General features: G+C 63.4%; 17 protein-coding genes. 6 read left to right on the plus strand and 11 right to left on the minus strand.

What is annotated here, in order from left to right:
• Positions 1-66: 66 nt before the first annotated feature.
• Positions 67-1,509 (minus strand): dihydrolipoyl dehydrogenase, encoded by a 1,443-nt coding sequence (locus RFER_RS00910; protein WP_041791182.1) that lies wholly within the window; start codon positions 1,507-1,509, stop codon positions 67-69.
• A gap of 211 nt (positions 1,510-1,720) precedes the next feature.
• On the opposite strand from RFER_RS00910, the gene RFER_RS00915 reads away from it, so the two are divergent.
• Complete coding sequence (locus RFER_RS00915) at positions 1,721-1,927, plus strand: hypothetical protein (protein ID WP_011462513.1); 207 nt, start codon at positions 1,721-1,723, stop codon at positions 1,925-1,927.
• A 13-nt stretch (positions 1,928-1,940) separates the two neighbouring features.
• Here the strand turns inward: RFER_RS00915 and phnE are convergent, their stop codons facing one another.
• Genes phnE through phnC form a run of 3 tightly spaced genes read right to left on the minus strand, consistent with a single transcriptional unit; the run spans position 1,941 to position 4,635 of the window.
• Positions 1,941-2,744: a phosphonate ABC transporter, permease protein PhnE gene (gene phnE / locus RFER_RS00920; protein ID WP_011462514.1), complete on the minus strand. Its 804-nt coding sequence runs from the start codon at positions 2,742-2,744 to the stop codon at positions 1,941-1,943.
• The gene (gene phnD, locus RFER_RS00925) at positions 2,744-3,712 is read right to left on the minus strand and encodes a phosphonate ABC transporter substrate-binding protein (protein WP_011462515.1); all 969 of its coding nucleotides are present in this window, start codon (positions 3,710-3,712) and stop codon (positions 2,744-2,746) included. Before phnD ends, phnE begins: the two co-directional genes overlap by 1 nt.
• A 41-nt stretch (positions 3,713-3,753) precedes the next feature.
• On the minus strand, positions 3,754-4,635 hold the full coding sequence (gene phnC / locus RFER_RS00930) for a phosphonate ABC transporter ATP-binding protein (RefSeq protein WP_011462516.1): 882 nt from the start codon (positions 4,633-4,635) through the stop codon (positions 3,754-3,756).
• Positions 4,636-4,787: 152 nt separating this feature from the next.
• Here phnC and RFER_RS00935 point away from each other — a divergent pair, with 152 nt between their 5' ends.
• Positions 4,788-5,957, plus strand: coding sequence for an MFS transporter (locus RFER_RS00935; protein WP_041789978.1), 1,170 nt, complete (start codon positions 4,788-4,790; stop codon positions 5,955-5,957).
• Here the strand turns inward: RFER_RS00935 and RFER_RS00940 are convergent.
• The 4 genes from RFER_RS00940 to RFER_RS00955 all read right to left on the minus strand — a co-directional run bounded on the left by RFER_RS00940 (position 5,954) and on the right by RFER_RS00955 (position 9,188).
• Positions 5,954-6,844, minus strand: coding sequence for a uracil-DNA glycosylase (locus RFER_RS00940; protein ID WP_011462518.1), 891 nt, complete (start codon positions 6,842-6,844; stop codon positions 5,954-5,956). The two genes, RFER_RS00935 and RFER_RS00940, sit on opposite strands and share 4 nt — an antisense overlap.
• A 41-nt stretch (positions 6,845-6,885) precedes the next feature.
• The gene (gene rimI / locus RFER_RS00945) at positions 6,886-7,353 is read right to left on the minus strand and encodes a ribosomal protein S18-alanine N-acetyltransferase (RefSeq protein WP_011462519.1); all 468 of its coding nucleotides are present in this window, start codon (positions 7,351-7,353) and stop codon (positions 6,886-6,888) included.
• Positions 7,350-8,069 carry a tRNA (adenosine(37)-N6)-threonylcarbamoyltransferase complex dimerization subunit type 1 TsaB gene (tsaB, locus tag RFER_RS00950; RefSeq protein WP_011462520.1) on the minus strand — a complete coding sequence of 240 codons (720 nt, stop codon included), beginning with the start codon at positions 8,067-8,069 and terminating at the stop codon, positions 7,350-7,352. Before tsaB ends, rimI begins: the two co-directional genes overlap by 4 nt.
• An 87-nt stretch (positions 8,070-8,156) precedes the next feature.
• Positions 8,157-9,188, minus strand: a complete 1,032-nt coding sequence (locus tag RFER_RS00955) for a DMT family transporter (RefSeq protein WP_041791184.1) — start codon at positions 9,186-9,188, stop codon at positions 8,157-8,159.
• A 43-nt stretch (positions 9,189-9,231) separates the two neighbouring features.
• Here RFER_RS00955 and dacB point away from each other — a divergent pair, with 43 nt between their 5' ends.
• From dacB to RFER_RS00980, 4 genes are all read left to right on the plus strand, one after another.
• Positions 9,232-10,701 (plus strand): D-alanyl-D-alanine carboxypeptidase/D-alanyl-D-alanine endopeptidase, encoded by a 1,470-nt coding sequence (dacB, locus tag RFER_RS00960; RefSeq protein ID WP_041789980.1) that lies wholly within the window; start codon positions 9,232-9,234, stop codon positions 10,699-10,701.
• Complete coding sequence (locus RFER_RS00965; protein ID WP_011462523.1) at positions 10,688-10,942, plus strand: SemiSWEET transporter; 255 nt, start codon at positions 10,688-10,690, stop codon at positions 10,940-10,942. Before dacB ends, RFER_RS00965 begins: the two co-directional genes overlap by 14 nt.
• A gap of 153 nt (positions 10,943-11,095) precedes the next feature.
• Positions 11,096-13,087 (plus strand): SGNH/GDSL hydrolase family protein, encoded by a 1,992-nt coding sequence (locus tag RFER_RS22855; protein ID WP_011462524.1) that lies wholly within the window; start codon positions 11,096-11,098, stop codon positions 13,085-13,087.
• Between the two features lie 26 nt (positions 13,088-13,113).
• On the plus strand, positions 13,114-13,797 hold the full coding sequence (locus tag RFER_RS00980) for an OmpW/AlkL family protein (RefSeq protein WP_011462525.1): 684 nt from the start codon (positions 13,114-13,116) through the stop codon (positions 13,795-13,797).
• A 57-nt stretch (positions 13,798-13,854) separates the two neighbouring features.
• Here RFER_RS00980 and RFER_RS00985 read toward each other — a convergent pair whose 3' ends face one another.
• Genes RFER_RS00985 through purE form a run of 3 tightly spaced genes read right to left on the minus strand, consistent with a single transcriptional unit; the run spans position 13,855 to position 16,741 of the window.
• Entirely contained in the window at positions 13,855-15,024 is a 1,170-nt protein-coding gene (locus RFER_RS00985) for an L-threonylcarbamoyladenylate synthase (protein WP_011462526.1), read from the minus strand.
• A 14-nt stretch (positions 15,025-15,038) separates the two neighbouring features.
• Positions 15,039-16,253 carry a 5-(carboxyamino)imidazole ribonucleotide synthase gene (locus RFER_RS00990; protein ID WP_011462527.1) on the minus strand — a complete coding sequence of 405 codons (1,215 nt, stop codon included), beginning with the start codon at positions 16,251-16,253 and terminating at the stop codon, positions 15,039-15,041.
• On the minus strand, positions 16,250-16,741 hold the full coding sequence (gene purE, locus RFER_RS00995) for a 5-(carboxyamino)imidazole ribonucleotide mutase (protein WP_041789984.1): 492 nt from the start codon (positions 16,739-16,741) through the stop codon (positions 16,250-16,252). Before purE ends, RFER_RS00990 begins: the two co-directional genes overlap by 4 nt.
• Positions 16,742-16,768: the final 27 nt, after the last annotated feature.

Here is a 16,768-nt window from a genome sequence, read left to right on the forward strand (position 1 = left end):
CGATGCAGCTTCCATTCACCATCTGGGCCCTGCCGAACTGAACCCCCCGCGCGCCATCACGGCAAACTAAGCACCCGGCCCGCAATCCATACAACGCTCTATCACCGGCGGGCCGATACGCAGCTTGTGGTTGAGATCCCGCAGGGCGGTGCGCAAGCCTTCTTCAATCACCGGGTGATAGAAGGGCATCTCCAGCATGCCTGACACGGTCATGCGCTGTTGCGCCGCCCAGGCCAGCAGATGCCCGGTGTGCTCGGCGGCGGGGCCGAACATTTCCGCCCCCAGGAACAAGCCGCTGCCATGCTCGCCGTAGACTTTCAGAATCCCCTTGTTGCGCAGCATGACCCGACTGCGCCCCTGGTCCTCAAAGGACACAAGTCCCTCTGCGAAGCGATCCTTGAATTGCTGGTTGAGCTGTTTCAGGTTGAAACCCACCGACGCGATTTGAGGATCGGTGAAGACCACCGCCAGGGGCGTGCGGCGCAAGCCGGGTTGGATATCGGGATAACGCCCGGCATTCTCGCCCGCGATGCGACCCTGGTCGGCGGCTTCGTGCAGCAGGGGGATGTCGTTGCTGGCGTCGCCGGCAATAAAGATCGCGCTGCTGCCGCACTGCTGGGTGAAACGGTCAAATACCGGCACGCCGCGCTCGTTCAGCTGCAAGCCGGTGTTTTCCAGCACCAGCCCGGCGAGATTGGGCGTCCGACCCGCCGCCGCCAGCACATACTCAAACGGCTCGGTTTGCCAGGCCCCGTCCCGATGAAGGTAATGGACTTCGACCCCGCCAGCCCATTCTTTGACTGACTTCACCTGAGCCGACGCATCCAGATAGAACTCTTCGTTAAGAACCTTGTTGGCGTAGTCCCGAATGGCCGGGTCTCGAATGCCGGCAATACCGCCGCCGACGCCGAACACCTTGACCTTCACGCCCAGGCGGCTCATGGCCTGGGCCAGTTCCATCCCCAGTATGCCGGGGCCGAACACCGCCAGACTGGTTGGCAAGGTGGGCAAGTCAAAGACGCTTTCATTGGTGAGCAGGTGCGCGCTCAGTCCTTTGAGCACCGGCGGCAGCATGGGAATGCTGCCGGTGGCGATGACGACGCGCTGGGCGTGAATCAACTGGCCGTGTTCGGTCACCAGGGTATTGGCATCCTGAAAGCTGACCTTTGCTTTTAGGCGGTCACACGGCGGAATGGCTTCAACCGTCTCCAGCACGAATCCGACAAAACGGTTGCGTTCGCGCTGCACGCGCGCCATGACGGCCGCGCCGTCAATGGTGATGTCTTTCACCTGCACCCCGAACGCTTCGGTATGCCGAGCCTGATGAGCCGCCTCTGCGGCGGCAATCAGCAGTTTGCTGGGCATGCAGCCCACACGGGCGCAAGTCGTCCCGTAGACGTCGCCTTCAATCAGCAAGACGGAATCCGTATGGGCGCGGGCGGCCCGGTAGGCGCCCATGCCGGCGGTACCGGCACCTATAACGGCGACATTGACGTGAATGGGTTTCATGTCGTTCAGCATGGTTTCCCCCGGGGTTCGTGTTGCGGTTCTTGAACTGCTGCAATGTAGGCCTCCCGGTGTGATGAGTCTGTTCGCTAGCGAACAAAGTTCAAAGTCAGCCAGCCACAGTTGAGGTTTTGGCTTGCAGGCTGCCTCTACTTCCAGTAATGTGAGAACTCATCGGAAAACGCTTTTGCTTATCCACTGCAAGGAGATCACCATGAAACACAGTCCAAACCCGCGTGACAAACAGGCACCGCATACCGGCAAGGTCGAAAACGACAGCAACAAGCAGGGTGAGCAAGCGCCCACGCAGTTGAATCAGGGCCAGCGCACGCCGGACAGCCGCAGCGACCGCGAGTCGCACGTGGGCGGCAGCAATCAGTCGCAGTCGCGGCGCGGGCCGGTGGGAACGCCCAAGCGCTGACCCCCGCAATATTTCAGATTAACGATTTGCGAATCCGCGCGGAGATCACATCAATCACCGTCACCGTCACGATGATGATGATCATCACGGCGCAGGTTTCGGCGTATTGAAAGCCGCGAATGATTTCCCACAGAATGACACCAATGCCGCCGGCACCGACCATGCCCACCACCGAGGCGGAGCGCACATTCGATTCAAACCGGTACAGCGAATAGGAAATCCACAAGGGCAGCACCTGCGGGATGATGCCGTAGACAATTTCTTCCAGCGCATGGGCACCGGTTGCCCGGATGCCCTCCACCGGCTGGGCGTCAATCGATTCCACCGCTTCGGAAAACAGTTTGGCCAGAATGCCGGTGGTGTGGACAAACAGGGCCAGCACACCGGCAAAAGGTCCGAGGCCCACGGCCACGATGAACAGCATGGCAAACACCATCTCGTTGATGGCGCGCGCCGCGTCCATCAGGCGGCGGATCGGCTGGTGAATCCACCACGGCGTGATATTGACGGATGACAGCAAGCCCAGCGGTACGGCAAACACCACGGCCAGCGCCGTGCCCCACAGCGCAATTTCCAGCGTGACGATCATTTCCTGCAGGTACAGCCGCCAGTCGCCAAATTTTGGCGGAAAGAAATCAAAGGCGTAGGTGGCCATGTTGCCCGCATCGCGCACCAGGTCGAACGGGCGCATATCGGCGCCCCGCCAGGAGCCGGCCAGCAAGGCCAGCAAAAGGCCCCACGCCAGCAAGCCCAGCAGGTTGGTACGGGGTGTTTGCACCTCAAGAAAATCAGGCCTTGGTTGAGGTGCGGCCCGCATTACTGCACCTTGCCCAGCGCAGCCAGTTGTTTGTCGATGTCGGCCAGCTTGCTCTGCTTGTCGGCAGCGGCCAGATTGGCATCGGCTTCAAACTTGTTGCGCGCCTTGAAGAGTTCAAGCTGGCGAATGGGAATGAGCTGGCCGTTGCTCGATGCCTTGAAGCCCGAGAGCTTGGACAGCTTGAAGAGGTTGTCTTTTTCCTGCTGGCCGCCTTGGCCATAGGTGTAGAAGAAATCACGCACTTTGGCCTTGGTGGCTTCGGGCAAATCCTTGCGGATCACCAGCGGGTCCAGCGGGATCAGCGGCGAGGTCCAGATGACGCGGATGTCGTTGAATTTTTCCGGCAGTTTTTCTTTCAGCTTGTCCAGGTTTTCGCTGTTGTTGGTGGCCACGTCCACCTGCTTGTTGGCCACTGCCAGTGCGTTGGACTCATGGTTGGCGCTGCGCGTGAGCTTGAAGAAAGTCTTGGGGTCAATCTTGTTTTGGGCAAAGACGTAATAGCTGGGCACCAGGAAGCCCGAGGTGGAGTTGGGGTCGCCGTTGCCGAAGGACAGGTTCTTGCCTTGCTTGAGCATGTCGTCCAGCGATTTGATCGGGCTGTCCTTGTGCACGATCAGATGCGAGTAGTAGCCCTGCGTGCCATCGGCGTTGACCATTTGCGCAAACACCTCACCACCGGCGCGGTCCACGGCTTCCATCGCCGACTTGTTGCCAAACCAGGCCACATGGACCTTGTTGAAGCGCATGCCTTCGATGATGCCGGCGTAATCCGGGGCAAAAAAGGCATTGACCTTCATGCCGGTCTTTTTGGCCATGCCGTCCAGCACCGGTTGCCAGTCCGATCGCAGGTTCTGGGACGATTCGGTCGAGATGATGCCGAAATTGATTTCCTTCAATTCCTGGGCCGACACGGGATGGATGGCAATGAGCGCGGCGCCAGCCAGGCTGGCGAGCAGTTTCTTGATCATGGGAATTTCCTTTTGAAGTGTGACAGAGAGAGAAATCGGATTCAGGCCGCGCTGGCGAGCGGGGCGCGCGCTGCCAGCGCAGCAGGCCAGACCAGGTGCGGCGCAACTGGCTTGTTGTCCTGCAGGCTGGTGATGTGGTCGCCGAGTGCCAGGATGTCATCGGCGTCGGCGCCATAGAGTTCACGCAGCAAGGTGGGCGTCAGCGCCACCGACGGACCGTCGTACACCACGCGCCCCTGGTGCAGGGCGACGGTGCGGGGGCAATACTTGATGGCGACGTTCACCTGGTGCAGCGACACCACCACCGTGCATTGGTCCTCCCGGTTGACGCGCGCCAGGATGTCCATGACCTTGCGTGAGGACTCGGGATCGAGCGAGGCAATGGGTTCGTCAGCCAGGATGACCCGGGCGCCCTGCACCATGGCGCGCGCAATGGCAGCGCGCTGCTGCTGGCCGCCCGACAGGGTCGAGGCGCGCTGGGCGCAACACTCGGCGATGCCGACCCGCCGCAAGGCCTCCACGCCGCGGGCCACCTCACTGGGCGTGAACCAGCGCAGCAGACTGCGCCACAAAGGCACGCGGTGCAGCGTGCCGGCCAGCACGTTGACGATGACGGGCAGCCGGTCCACCAAGTTGAACTGCTGAAAGACGAAGCCAACGCCCGCGCGGGTGCGCCGGATGTCGGCTGCGATTCTTCCGTTCTGCTGCACGGTCTGGCCGTGGATCTGGATCAGCCCCTGGCCCGCACCGTCCCCGGCCATGAGGCCGGCCATGTGGCGCAGCAGGGTTGACTTGCCGGAGCCGGAGGCGCCAATCAGCGCCACCATTTCACCGGCCTTGATATCCAAATGAATGTCGTGCAGCGCTTTGCGACCGCCGCGAAATGTCTTGTTCAGTGCATTGATGCTGATGGCTATGCCCATGGTGACTCCTGTTCGAAGCGCCTAACTTAACGGCGCAATATGACAAACACATGTCGGTTGGGTCGGTTATTTGTTCCAGCGCAGCAAGCGGCTTGAGGGTGCGCGCCTGCAATGCGGTGAAAATGCAGGTCTCTTTTTACGGCTCTACCCCCATGAACCGACACCTCTGGCTGCTGGCCATTTGCCAGGGACTTTTCCTGACCAACAACGTCACCTTCATCGCCATCAATGGTCTGGTGGGCCTGAGTCTGGCGCCGCTGGGCTGGATGGCAACCCTGCCCGTCATGGGCTACGTGGTCGGCGGTGCGCTGTCGACCGGCTTGGTGGCCAGGACGCAGCATCGCTTTGGGCGCAAAGTGTCGTTTCAGATGGGCCTGCTGGTGGCACTGGCCTCAAGCCTGCTGTGCGCCTATGCCGCCGTCAGCCGGAATTTCTGGTTGTTGTGCTCGGCGACGGTGGTGGCGGGCTACTACAACGCCAACGCCAACCTGTACCGCTTTGCGGCGGCTGAGCTCACGACCCTCGCCTGGCGCGAAGAGGCCGTGTCGCTGGTGATGGCCGGGGGACTGATTGGCGCCGTGCTGGGGCCCAACCTGGCGGCCCAGACCCGCACGCTCACGAGCGTACCGTTCGCTGGCGCCTACCTGGCGCTGGCCGGCGTGGCCCTGCTGGCGATGCTCGTGCTGGCCTTCATAAATTTCCCGCCGCCGCCGGTAAAAAAGTCAACCGGCAGCGGCCGTCCGCTGGGCGAGATCATGCGGCAGCCCGTCTTCATCGTGGCGGCGGCTGCGGGCGCTTTGAGCTTCGGTGTGATGAACCTGCTGATGGCGGCCACGCCGCTGGCCATGCAGCAGTGCAGTCTGCCGTTTTCCGACGTGGCGCTGGTGCTGGAATGGCATGTGATCGGCATGTTTGCGCCCGGGTTCTTCACCGGCCATCTGATCAAGCGCTTCGGCACGCTGACCATCATGGGGGTTGGCGTGGCGCTCAATGCGCTGTGTATCCTGGTGGCGCTGTCCGGCGTCGATCTGCAGCAGTTTTTGATCGCGCTGTTTTTACTCGGCGTGGGCTGGAATTTTCTGTTCACAGGCAGCACCACCCTGTCCTTGCAAACCTACTCGCCCGAGGAAAAAGACCGGGCCCAGGGCGCCCTGAATTTCTTTGTCTTCGCCACGCTGGCCGTGAGCTCGTTGGCCTCCGGCGTGCTGGTCACGACCCGCGGCTGGCAGCTGCTCAATGTCGGCTCCTTGCTGCCGGTGGCCTGCACGGCTGCGGCGCTGGTGTGGCTCTGGCTGCGGCAAGTGCGGGCGCGGGTGGCTTAGCCGCCGCGCCGCAGGGCCTCCTGCGCCTGGCACAAATCAACCCAGGCGCGGGCTTTGTGCTGCGGGCTGCGCAGCAGATAACTCGGCGGATAACTGACGATGACGGGAATACCCTGGTAGCGGTAGATTTGCCCACGCAGTTGGCCCAGCGGCGTGCCGGCCAAACCGGGCAGACTGCCCTGCAACAAGCCCTGCGCGGCAAACCGGCCCAAGGCCAGGATGACCTTGGGCTGCACCAGGGCCACTTCGCGGCGCAGGTAGTTTTCGCAGCTGGCGAGTTCGGCCTGGGTCGGGTTGCGCGTCTGCGCCGGGCGGCACTTGACGATCGGGGTGACGTAAGCCGCTGTCGTCGCTTGAGCCGCCGGGGCGGCAACGCCACTGCCGGCGTGGCGGCTCAGGCCCAGCGCCTTGAGCATGTTGTCGAGCAATTGGCCTGCGGCTCCGGCAAAAGGCGCTCCCGCCTGCTCGTCGGCGTCATCGGGCGGCTCGCCCACCAGCAGCCAATCGGCCAGGCGCGGTGCATCGGGCGCCGCTTGCACGGCGGTGCGGCGCCCAATGCACAGGGGGCACGCCTGGCACGTGGCGATGGCCTGCGTCAGCGCGGGCCAGTCCAGGCCGGCCACATCAGTGGCGGGTACGCCCGAGCCGGTAGCCGTTCCCCTGGTTTCGGGCGGTGCTGAAGTCTTTAAGATTTTTTGAGCTGTAGCCCCCGTCGTTGTTATGTTGGTAGCTACGTTTTCAATAGCGTTGCTGGGCGCTTCCGGCGCTGCCTGCACGGCGGCTGGCAGCGCCGGCGCCGCCAGATCAGCCGCAGCCGCAGGCAGCCAGACGCGCACCCCCATCTCCTGCAACATGGCGCGCTGGCGGGGATCAAGGGCTAGGCTCATAGGTGCATTTTCGCCCAGCTGGCGTGACGTTTCTTGTGCGTTCAAAGCCGCAAGCTCATCACGATCGCGTCTTCGCGCTGGCCGTCGTCACCGGGGTAGTAGTTTTTGCGTTGACCGACGCGGCAAAAACCGTGGGCCTCATAGACCTTGATGGCGCGCGCATTGCCCACGCGCACCTCCAGCCACAACCACTCGGCGCCTTGCCCCCTGGCCCAAAGCGTGAGCGCGTCCAGCAGCACCTGCGCCCAGCCCTGGCGCTGGTAATCGGGGGCCACGGTGATGTTGAGCAGGTGCACTTCGTCCACCCCTTTCATGGCCACAAAATAGCCCAGCAAGGTGTCCTGCGCCATCAAGAGCTGGATTTGATTGCCGGCTTTGAGCGAGTCCTCGAAGTTGCGCCGCCCCCAAGGGTGGGCATAGGCCTGCTGCTCCACGTGCAACACGGCGTCCAGCTGACCGGGCGTCAGGGGCTCGAAGCGGACCTCGACGGTTTTGGGAACGGCACTCACGGCGCCGCCTTCTCAGTGGCGCGCTCAAGCGTGGTTTTGGCGACTTTGTCGCGGATATAAAGCGGCAGCGCCTGTCCCGCGGCGACGGCACCGCCGGCGCTCAGCAGGGCGGGCGCCAGGCGCAGCAGCGCGCAGGCAGCGGGCAGGGCCTCGATGCGCGGCGCCACGCCGGGCAGACGCGCACCGTAGTTGGCAAACACATTGCCGGCCAGCGGACAGTCGTCATCCTGGGTCAAGTTTTCAGGTCGAATCAGGCTGTAGTCCTTGATCTGCTTCCACTTACCACTATTAAAAACGTAGCTGGCGGCATACATCTCGTCCATCCGGGCGTCCAGCAAGGCCAGCACCTGCCAGTGGGCCAAAGCGCTTGCCTGCTGAAAACGGGCTTCTTCCGCCACCGCCAGCAAGGTGTCGATCGGCAGCACCTTCAGGTTCGCGCCAAAAGCCAAGCCCTGCGCCACCGAGCAAGCGGTGCGCAGGCCGGTGAACGAGCCCGGTCCACGGCCAAAGACAATCGCGTCCAGATCAGCAAACTGCAGGCCGGCCTGCGCCATCAGGCGCTGGATGGTCGGAATCAGCTGCGCTGAGGTCTGCGCGCCGCCGGGGCCGCTGTGCTGCCAGACTGAGGGCTGCGCTGTGGCTGCGCCTGCTGCGTTGGCGCGCTGCACGGCGACTGACATGATGTCGGTGCTGGTGTCAAAGGCGAGCAGATTCATCGCCACCTCCGGGCAGAACGATGGGTTGAGCCGGTGGCGACAGCAGCGCCATGATCAATGGTGAACGGTCCAGATATTTTCATCAAATCAGCCTCTAGCCACCGTGCTACCTGCTTGAGCAGCTATTGTTTTAGTTGCAACAGGCAGCGCGACGCGAATCCCAAATAGAATCCCCAGCGTCACCAGGACCAGGCCCGCAGCCAGATTCCAGTACAGCGGTTCGCCCAACAGCAGCACCGCGCCCAGGGCCGACAAGCCCGGCACCAGCGCCGTGATCATGGTCGAGCGCACCGGGCCAAAGTGCTGGATCATCTTGGTAAACGTGATGCCCGACACCACCACCGAGCCCCAGCCCTGAAAGACAGCCTGGAACAGCACTTCGCGCAGCGGCGCGCTAAACACCTGCCCATGTACCCAGCCGCCGAGCAGCAGCACGGTGTAAACCGGCACATAAGTCACAAACGCAAACGCCGTGATGGCAATGGTGGCGCGCACCGCGTTCAGGTGATGGCGCCGCGCCAGCACGCTGTAACAGGCCCAAGTCAAAGCCGCCAGCATGAACAGCAGGTCGCCCTTCCAGACCTCGCCGCCGTCGAAGGCGCCGATCAGGCTCCTGCCCCCTACCAGCAGGTCGCCCAGCACGATCAGCCCCAGCCCCAGTGCGCGCACCGGCGTGATGTGATCATGCAGAATCAGCGCCGCCAGCAGCGCCGTCCAGAGCGGCAGACTGCCCGGCATCAGCACCGAGGCGTGCGCCGCCGGGGCAAATACAAAACCGTTGTAGGCCAGCAGCGCATACAGCAACCCGCCAAACAGACCCACCGTGGCGGTGACGCGCCAGGACAGTGGCGACACGCCCAGCAGCGACGACTGGTGGATGCCGCGATCGCGATCGCGGTACACCAGCAAAGCGCCCCACGGCAACAACACCAGACTGGCGCCGACGATGCGGCAAAAGGCCAGGTCGAAGGGGGTGAGCGTGCCGCCGCGCGCCGGGTCGCTGGATGCGCGGGCGATGAGGATGAACGAGGTCCAGACCAGCACCGTGACCACGGCGGCGGCGATGCCGATGGTGCGTGGTGAAAAAGCGTTTGAATTCGAGGGTGAGGCAGCGTGCATCACGCCATTATCCGTGGCGCGGCGGTGGCTGGATAATCGGTGCATGTCCTCCCCTATTCGCTTGCTGGCTATTCTGATTGGGGCCTTGACGCTGTGGCCCGCCCTGGCACAAAACCTGCCGCCCGAGGTGGATGCGGCGCTGGCGCGCGCCAGGGTGCCGCGTGATGCCGTGTCGCTGCTGGTGATGGACGCCGAGGGCAAATTGCCGCCGCGCCTGAGCCACCGCGCCACCGTGCCCATGAGCCCGGCCTCGGTGATGAAGCTGGTGACCACCTACGCGGCGCTGGACCTGCTGGGTCCGGCCTACAGCTGGCGCACGCCGGTCTATGTGGAAGGCTCGGTGAAGAACGGCACTTTGTTCGGCAATCTCTACATCAAGGGCCAGGGCGACCCCAAGCTGGTGGCCGAGCGCCTGTGGCTGCTGCTGCGCCGGGTGCAAGGCCTGGGGATCCAAAAAATCGCCGGTGACGTGGTGCTGGATCACAGCGCCTTCGAGCCGCTGGACGTGGACCCGGCCAGCTTTGACGGCGAGCCGCTGCGCCCCTACAACGTGGCGCCCGACGCGCTGCTGCTCAACTTCAAATCCGTCGTCATGACCTTCGTGCCGGACCTGGTCGCCAACAGCGCATCGGTGCAGTTCGAGCCGCCGCTGTATGGCGTGCAGATGCAGGCCAGCGTGCCGCTGGCCAATGGGACCAATGGCACAAAGGGGGCCCAGGGCACGAATGGCAGTTGCGGCGACTACCGGGCGGCGCTCAAGGCCGATTTCTCCGACCCGGCGCGCATTCGTTTTGCGGGCAGCTACCCGGCGAGCTGCCTGGAGAAAGCCTGGCCCGTCGCCTATGCCGACCCCGCCAGTTACAACGCGCGCGCCGTGCAAGGCCTGTGGCAACAAATGGGCGGCCAGCTCGGCGGCACGGTGCGCTTGGGTTCCGTGCCGCCGCAGGCACTGGGGCTGCCGCCCAAGTTTGAAGTCGCCTCGCCGCCGCTGGCCGAGGTGATCCGCGACATCAACAAGTACAGCAACAACGTGATGGCGCAACAGCTGTTTCTGACGCTCAGCCTGAACGCCCAGGGTCAGGGCACGCGTGCGGCTTCGCGCGACCTGGTGCAGCGTTGGTGGCAGCAACGCATCAGCGCCACGGACGTGCCGACGCTGGACAACGGCGCTGGCCTGTCGCGCGAGGCGCGCATCAGCGCCCAGGCCCTGGCGCGCCTGCTGCAGACGGCCTACGTGTCGCCCCTGATGCCCGAGCTGATGAGTTCACTGCCGATTGCCGGTGTCGACGGCACGCTCAAACGCAGCCAAGCGCAGTCGCAGGGCCGGGCGCATCTCAAAACCGGCAGCCTGCGCGACGTGGTGGCGGTGGCCGGCTATGTGCACGCGGCCAGCGGCCGGCGTTACGTGCTGGTCGCCCTCATCAATCACCCCAACGCCAATGCCGCCCGCCCGGCGCTGGAGGCGCTGCTGGACTGGACGGTGAGAGACAATGGCGCCCATGTCCCTGACTGAACTATTTGGCTACTGCGCCGCCGTCCTGACCACCATCAGCTTTGTGCCGCAAGCCTGGCATACCTTCAAGACACGCGACGTGCGCGGCATCTCGCTGGGCATGTACAGCGTCTTTACCTTTGGCGTCGCCTGCTGGCTGATTTATGGCCTGTTGCTGGGCGCCTGGCCGATCGTGATTGCCAACGTCGTCACGCTCGTCCTGGCCGGGGGTATTCTGGTGATGAAGCTGCGCTTTCGGTGAAGCGCTCCCCATTGGCCTGAGCCCCGACCTTTGGGTCGTCGCGTCAAAAATCGCCAAAACGGGTTTACCCCAATACCCGCCTTGGGGCTGGCACCCTATGATTCGGCTTGCAAATAGCACGACCGTTCTTTTTTATCTTATGGGAGTCAACAGATGAAGCAATTCAGAGTTCTAGCAACGGCCCTCGCCGCCGCGCTGCTGGTGGCCGCCTGCGGTGGTGGTGGCAATGGCGATCAGACGCCCCCAGTCAAGTATTCGGCAGTGGTGTCCTTTGGCGACAGTCTGAGTGATGCTGGCACTTACAACGTTGGCCCAATCAAGAACGCCGGCGGTGGCATGTTCACCGTGAACGGCATTGCTGGCGCTATTGGTGCCGATACCGTGCCGAGCGATAACTGGGCCCAACTGGTTTCCGCCTCGGCCGTCGGCAAAACCTCCTGCTCGGCACGGGTCGGTGGTTTCGGGGTGGCCGAAACTGCGGTCGCCGGATGTACCAATTACGCGCAAGGCGGCTCCCGTGTGACGGATCCGAACGGGATTGGCAACGCATCGGGGGGCGCGGTCGCGGCAGGAACCACAACAGCAGGTGCTCTGACGGAGCCGGTTGTGACGCAGATTGCCAATTACGTCAAGGACAGTGGCGGCTTCACGGGGAACGAACTGATCACGGTACTGGCCGGTCCCAATGACCTGTTTGCACAACTCACCAAGTTGACAGTCGATGCAACGGCTGCCGGCAACGCCGCTGGCAACACCGCTTTTGCGACCGCCGTCGTTGGCGCGCTGGCCGCTGATTCGACCAATCCCGCCACGGCGGCCACCGCCATCGGCACCGCCATGCCCCAGGCGCAGGCGGCCGCCGCGAAGGTGGCAGGTGCCACCACCACGACCATCATGCAGGCGGCAGTCACCGGTGCGGTGCAGGCGGCGGCACTGGCGGGCAATACCAAGGTCATGGACATGACCTATATCAATGGCGTTGTGACGACAGCCAAAGACTTTGCCACGGCTGCGGGCACGGCTGCAGGAAATCAGACATTTGCCGGGACCTTGATAGGTGCCCTGGCCGCTGATGCGACCACCCCTGCAACTGCCGGACCGATTATTCAGACCGCTTTTGTGACTGAAGCAGCTAAAGGTAGCGCCATGAACGTGGTCGTAGGGGCCGCAGCCGCTGCAGCCGCTGGACAGGGCAATACAAAAGTTGTGACTGACCCAACCTATGTGCCAACGCTGGTTGCCAACGCAACCACTGCAGCAAACGCAGCGGGTGCAGCAGCGGGTGCAACAGCTTTCGCGACCAAGCTCGCAGGCTTGCTTGCTGCCGATGCTACGGTGCCCGCCACCGCAGGTCCAGCCATTGGCGCTGCCATGGCTGCGGCAAAAGCGACCGCGTCTGCAGCCCCAGGTGCTACAGCCGACTCTGTTAACACGGCGGTAGTCACCGCGGCCGTGCAGGCAGCTGCAGCCGCGGGCAATACCAAGGTCATGAACATGACTTATATCAACGCCATTGCCGCCTCCGCCCAAGCGTCTGCGACCACCGCCGGCACGGCCGCTGGAAATCAATACGTTGCAACCACCGGCGCCGCCAATGCCGGCGTCGGCGTGGTCACGGCGGCCGCCACCTTGGCGGGCTATGTGAAAGACATGGTCAACAAGGGTGCCAAGCATGTGGTCGTGCTGAATCTGCCCGACATGAGCCTGACACCGAGTGCGCGCAGCACGATCATTTATAACGCGGACGGCAGCATCAAGGACAACTCCTCGCAGCGGCTCGTTCTGGCCTTGGTCAAAGCTTTTAATGCCGAGTTACAGAAGGACCTGGGAGTCACCCTGGGTGTCCCCGCCAATGGCGTGCTCTTGGTTGACTTCTTTACCAACATGCAGAACAACGTCAACGACCCGGGTCACTACGCTCTCACCAACACGAAGGACGTTGCATGCAACTTAACAGCACCCGCCAATGCACTGGCCACGGTGGGGCTCGATGACGGCAGTTCTCTGGTTTGCAATGGAAGCAACCTGATTGCTGGTGATACGTCGCATTACATGTTTGCCGACAAGGTCCACCCAACACCGTACAGTCACAAACTTTTGTCCCAAGTCGTCAACAAAATCATGATCCAGGCTGGCTGGCTCTAATCAACGAACTTCAAGGAGAACCCTTAATGAAACATCAAATGAAGTTCCTCGCCATTGCCGCCGCTGCCATGCTGGCAGCTGGCAGCGTTTGCGCCCAGACCGCCGGTACCTGGATGGTGCGCGCCGGCGCCACCAGGCTGGCGCCGGTTGGCCCGAGCGGCTGCATGACGGCCCCGGATTATGGTGATGGCAGCGGCTGTACCCGCAGCAATGTCAGCGCCAATACGCAGCTTGCCGGTGGTATCACCTACATGTACACCGACAACATTTCGGTCGATGTGCCCTTGGCATTGCCTTTCAAACACGACGTCATCGGTGCTGGTTCGATGGAAGGTGCGGGTAAGCTGGGCGAAGTGAAGGCGCTGCCCATGACTGTGTTCCTGCAATACCGTTTTCTGGAAGCCAACGCCAAGTTCCGTCCCTATGTTGGCCTGGGGGTGACGTATGCCTACTTCTTCGACGAACAAGGCAGTTACCACTTGACGCAAACCACCAATCCCGGGGGTCCGCCGACTTCCTTTACGGTCGATGCCAAGTTCATCCTGACACCACAAATCGGCGCCACGTTGGCTTTGAATGACAAGTGGTTCATCGACGTGTTCTACAGCAAGGCCAAGCTCAGCACGACGACACACTTCTCGTCAGGGCAAACCATGCCAGCTGACCTCGACCCGGCCGCCTACGGCATCGCCGTCGGCTACAAGTTCTAAACGACCAAGCCTAACGCCTGACATCCCCTGCGAGCCGAGAGACTCGCAGGGGATTTTTCATGGCTGTCGTCTATCTCGCCAGCTTGGGTTGCCAACTTGGCTGGCTGCCCGCTGCAAGCGGTCGCGCACGCCGTCCCACTCGGCACCCGCAGGTGGCGTCTCGATCCAGATCTGCTGCACGCCCTGGGCATCCAGGCGGCGCAGCACGGCAAATAATTCACGCGCAGCGGCAGTCGCGTCAGCGGGCATGTGTTGCGACAGCAGCCGGGACGACTGGTTTGGGTGGACGCTGCGGGCATAGACGGCAATCGTCGGCAGCGCTGGGGCCTGCGCCCGCGCCCTCGTGGCGACGGCAACGCCGGCTGCAGGGCCCATCGCAGCCTCATCAGCCACCCACCGAGCGAGCGCGGCCCGCAACGCAGCCGCATCCATCAGCCGTACCGTGGCCTTCGGTGCGTAATGCGACTCCAGGGTGCCAGAGGCCTTGGGCGCGGGCGCAGCATCTGTCGCCAGCTCGTCCTTCAACAGCACTTTCAAGCCACAAGCCGCTTGCACCTGCTCGCGCGTGATGGCGCCGGGCCGCAACAGCACCGGCTGGCCGCGCGTGCAGTCGATGATGGTGGACTCGATGCCAACCGTGCAGGCACCACCGTCCAGAATCAGCAAGTCAGGGCCAAACTCGCTTTGCACATGAGCGGCGGTGGTCGGGCTGACCCGGCCAAACTGATTCGCGCTGGGGGCGGCGATGCCCCAGACCCCATGGGGCTGAGATGCCAATTCTTTCGCTTGCGGCTTGGCGCTTTCAGAATGAGTGGGATTCTGACCCCCATTCTGGAGCAGCGCCTGGAGCAGCATTTGCGCCACCGGGTGCGACGGGCAGCGCAGGCCAATCGTGTCCTGCCCGCCGGCGGCCGCGCTAGCCACACCGGGGCGGCGCGGCAGGATCAGCGTCAGCGGCCCGGGCCAGAAGGCCTGCATGAGCCGGTCGGCGAAGTCCGGCACCTGGGCTGCAAAGTGCCCCACGCAGACTGCATCGCGCACATGCACGATCAGCGGGTGGTCAGCCGGGCGGCCCTTGGCCGTGAAGATCTGTGCCACGGCCGTGTCGTTTTCAGCGTCGGCGGCCAGGCCATACACCGTCTCAGTGGGCAAGCCCAACAAGCCGCCAGCCCTGATGCGTTGGGCACCAAGCGCGATGGAACTCGCAGCGAAACCATCCAGGATCATGTTGGCTGTTGCACTCAAAAGGCTTCAATGCCCAGCAGCCGGGCTGCCGCCAGCGCCGTGGCGCGCACTTCGGCCACGGTGGCGCCGGTGAAGGTCAGGTGCCCCATCTTGCGGCCCTTGCTGGCTTTGAGCTTGCCGTACAGGTGCAGATGCGCACCCGGCAGCGCCAGCACCTGATCCCACGGCGGCGACGCGCCATCGATCCACAAATCGCCCAGCAAATTGAGCATGATGGCCGGGCTGTGCTGGCGCGGCTGCAGCAGCGGCAAACCGGTGAGCGTGCGCACTTGCAGGTCAAACTGCGACAGGTCGCAGGCGTCCAGCGTGTAGTGGCCGCTGTTGTGCGGGCGCGGCGCCATCTCGTTCACGATCAAGCTGCCCAGCGTCTGCGCCGCTTTTGAGTCGTCTTGCAGCAAGAAAAACTCGACACACAGCACGCCCACGTACCGCAATTCATTTGCTATTGATTTGGTAGCTTCTACCGCTTGCTGCACGAGGGCGGAAGGCATATTTCCTTCATAAGCCTGGGTGACTGCCAGAATGCCGTCGCGGTGCAGGTTGAGTTGCGGCGCGAAGTTGACGCAGCTGCCGTCCCAGCCGCGCGCCACGATCACCGAACATTCGGCCTGCAAAGGCAGCATTTTTTCCAGCACGCAAGCCACGTTCTTCAGTTCATCCCAGGCCGCAGCCAGCTCGGCCCGGCTGCTGACGCGCAGCTGGCCCTTGCCGTCGTAGCCCAGGCGCGCAGTCTTGAGGATGCCGGGGAGCAAATCGTCGGCCACCGCCGCCAGTTGCGCGGCAGATTCAATCACCGCATAGGGTGCTACCGGCACGCCACAGCGCACAAAATGCGCTTTCTCCTTGATCCGGTCCTGTGCGATGCCGACCGCCTCGGCACCCGGCGCCACGGGACGATGCGCGCCCAGCGTGACCAGGGCCGGAGCGGGCACGTTCTCAAACTCGGTGGTGATCGCAGCGCAGCGCTGCATCAGTTGCGCCAGGCCTTGCTGGTCCAGGTAGTCGCTCTGAATATGGTAGTGACTCACCAGCCCGGCCGGGCTGATCACGTCCGGGTCGAGCACCGCGGTGAAGTAACCCATGGCTTGCGCCGCCTGCACAAACATGCGGCCCAATTGGCCGCCACCCATGACGCCAAGCGTCGTCTGCTGGCCGCTGCCGGCGGTTGCGGCCGTGCCTGTTGTGCCGGGCAGAATGGTCTTGCCGCTCATAGCCGTGGCGGCAGGGTCATGCCGCGGGCGGTTTCGGTTTGCGCGGCACGAAAGGCGTCAAGCTGGGTCCGCAGCGCGGTGTCGTGATTGGCCAGCATGGCCACCGCAAACAGCGCGGCGTTGGCCGCGCCGGCAGCGCCAATGGCGAAGGTCGCCACCGGCACACCCTTGGGCATCTGCACAATGCTGTGCAGCGAGTCCACGCCCGACAGATGCCTGGACGCCACCGGCACGCCCAGCACCGGCACGGTCGTCTTGGCGGCCAGCATGCCCGGCAAGTGCGCCGCGCCACCGGCCCCGGCGATGATGGCTTGCAGGCCGCGCGCGCGCGCCGTTTCGGCGTAAGCAAACATATCGTCGGGCATGCGGTGGGCCGAAACCACACGGGCCTCGTGTGTGATGCCAAACTGTTGGAGAATGTGGACTGCGTGTTGCATCGTGTCCCAGTCGGAGCTGGAGCCCATAACGACACCGATTTGAATTTTCATAGTGTTGAGGACAGTGCTTGCCGGTGC

The sequence above is a fragment of the Rhodoferax ferrireducens T118 genome (assembly GCF_000013605.1).
GTDB classification, from domain to species: domain Bacteria; phylum Pseudomonadota; class Gammaproteobacteria; order Burkholderiales; family Burkholderiaceae_C; genus Rhodoferax; species Rhodoferax ferrireducens.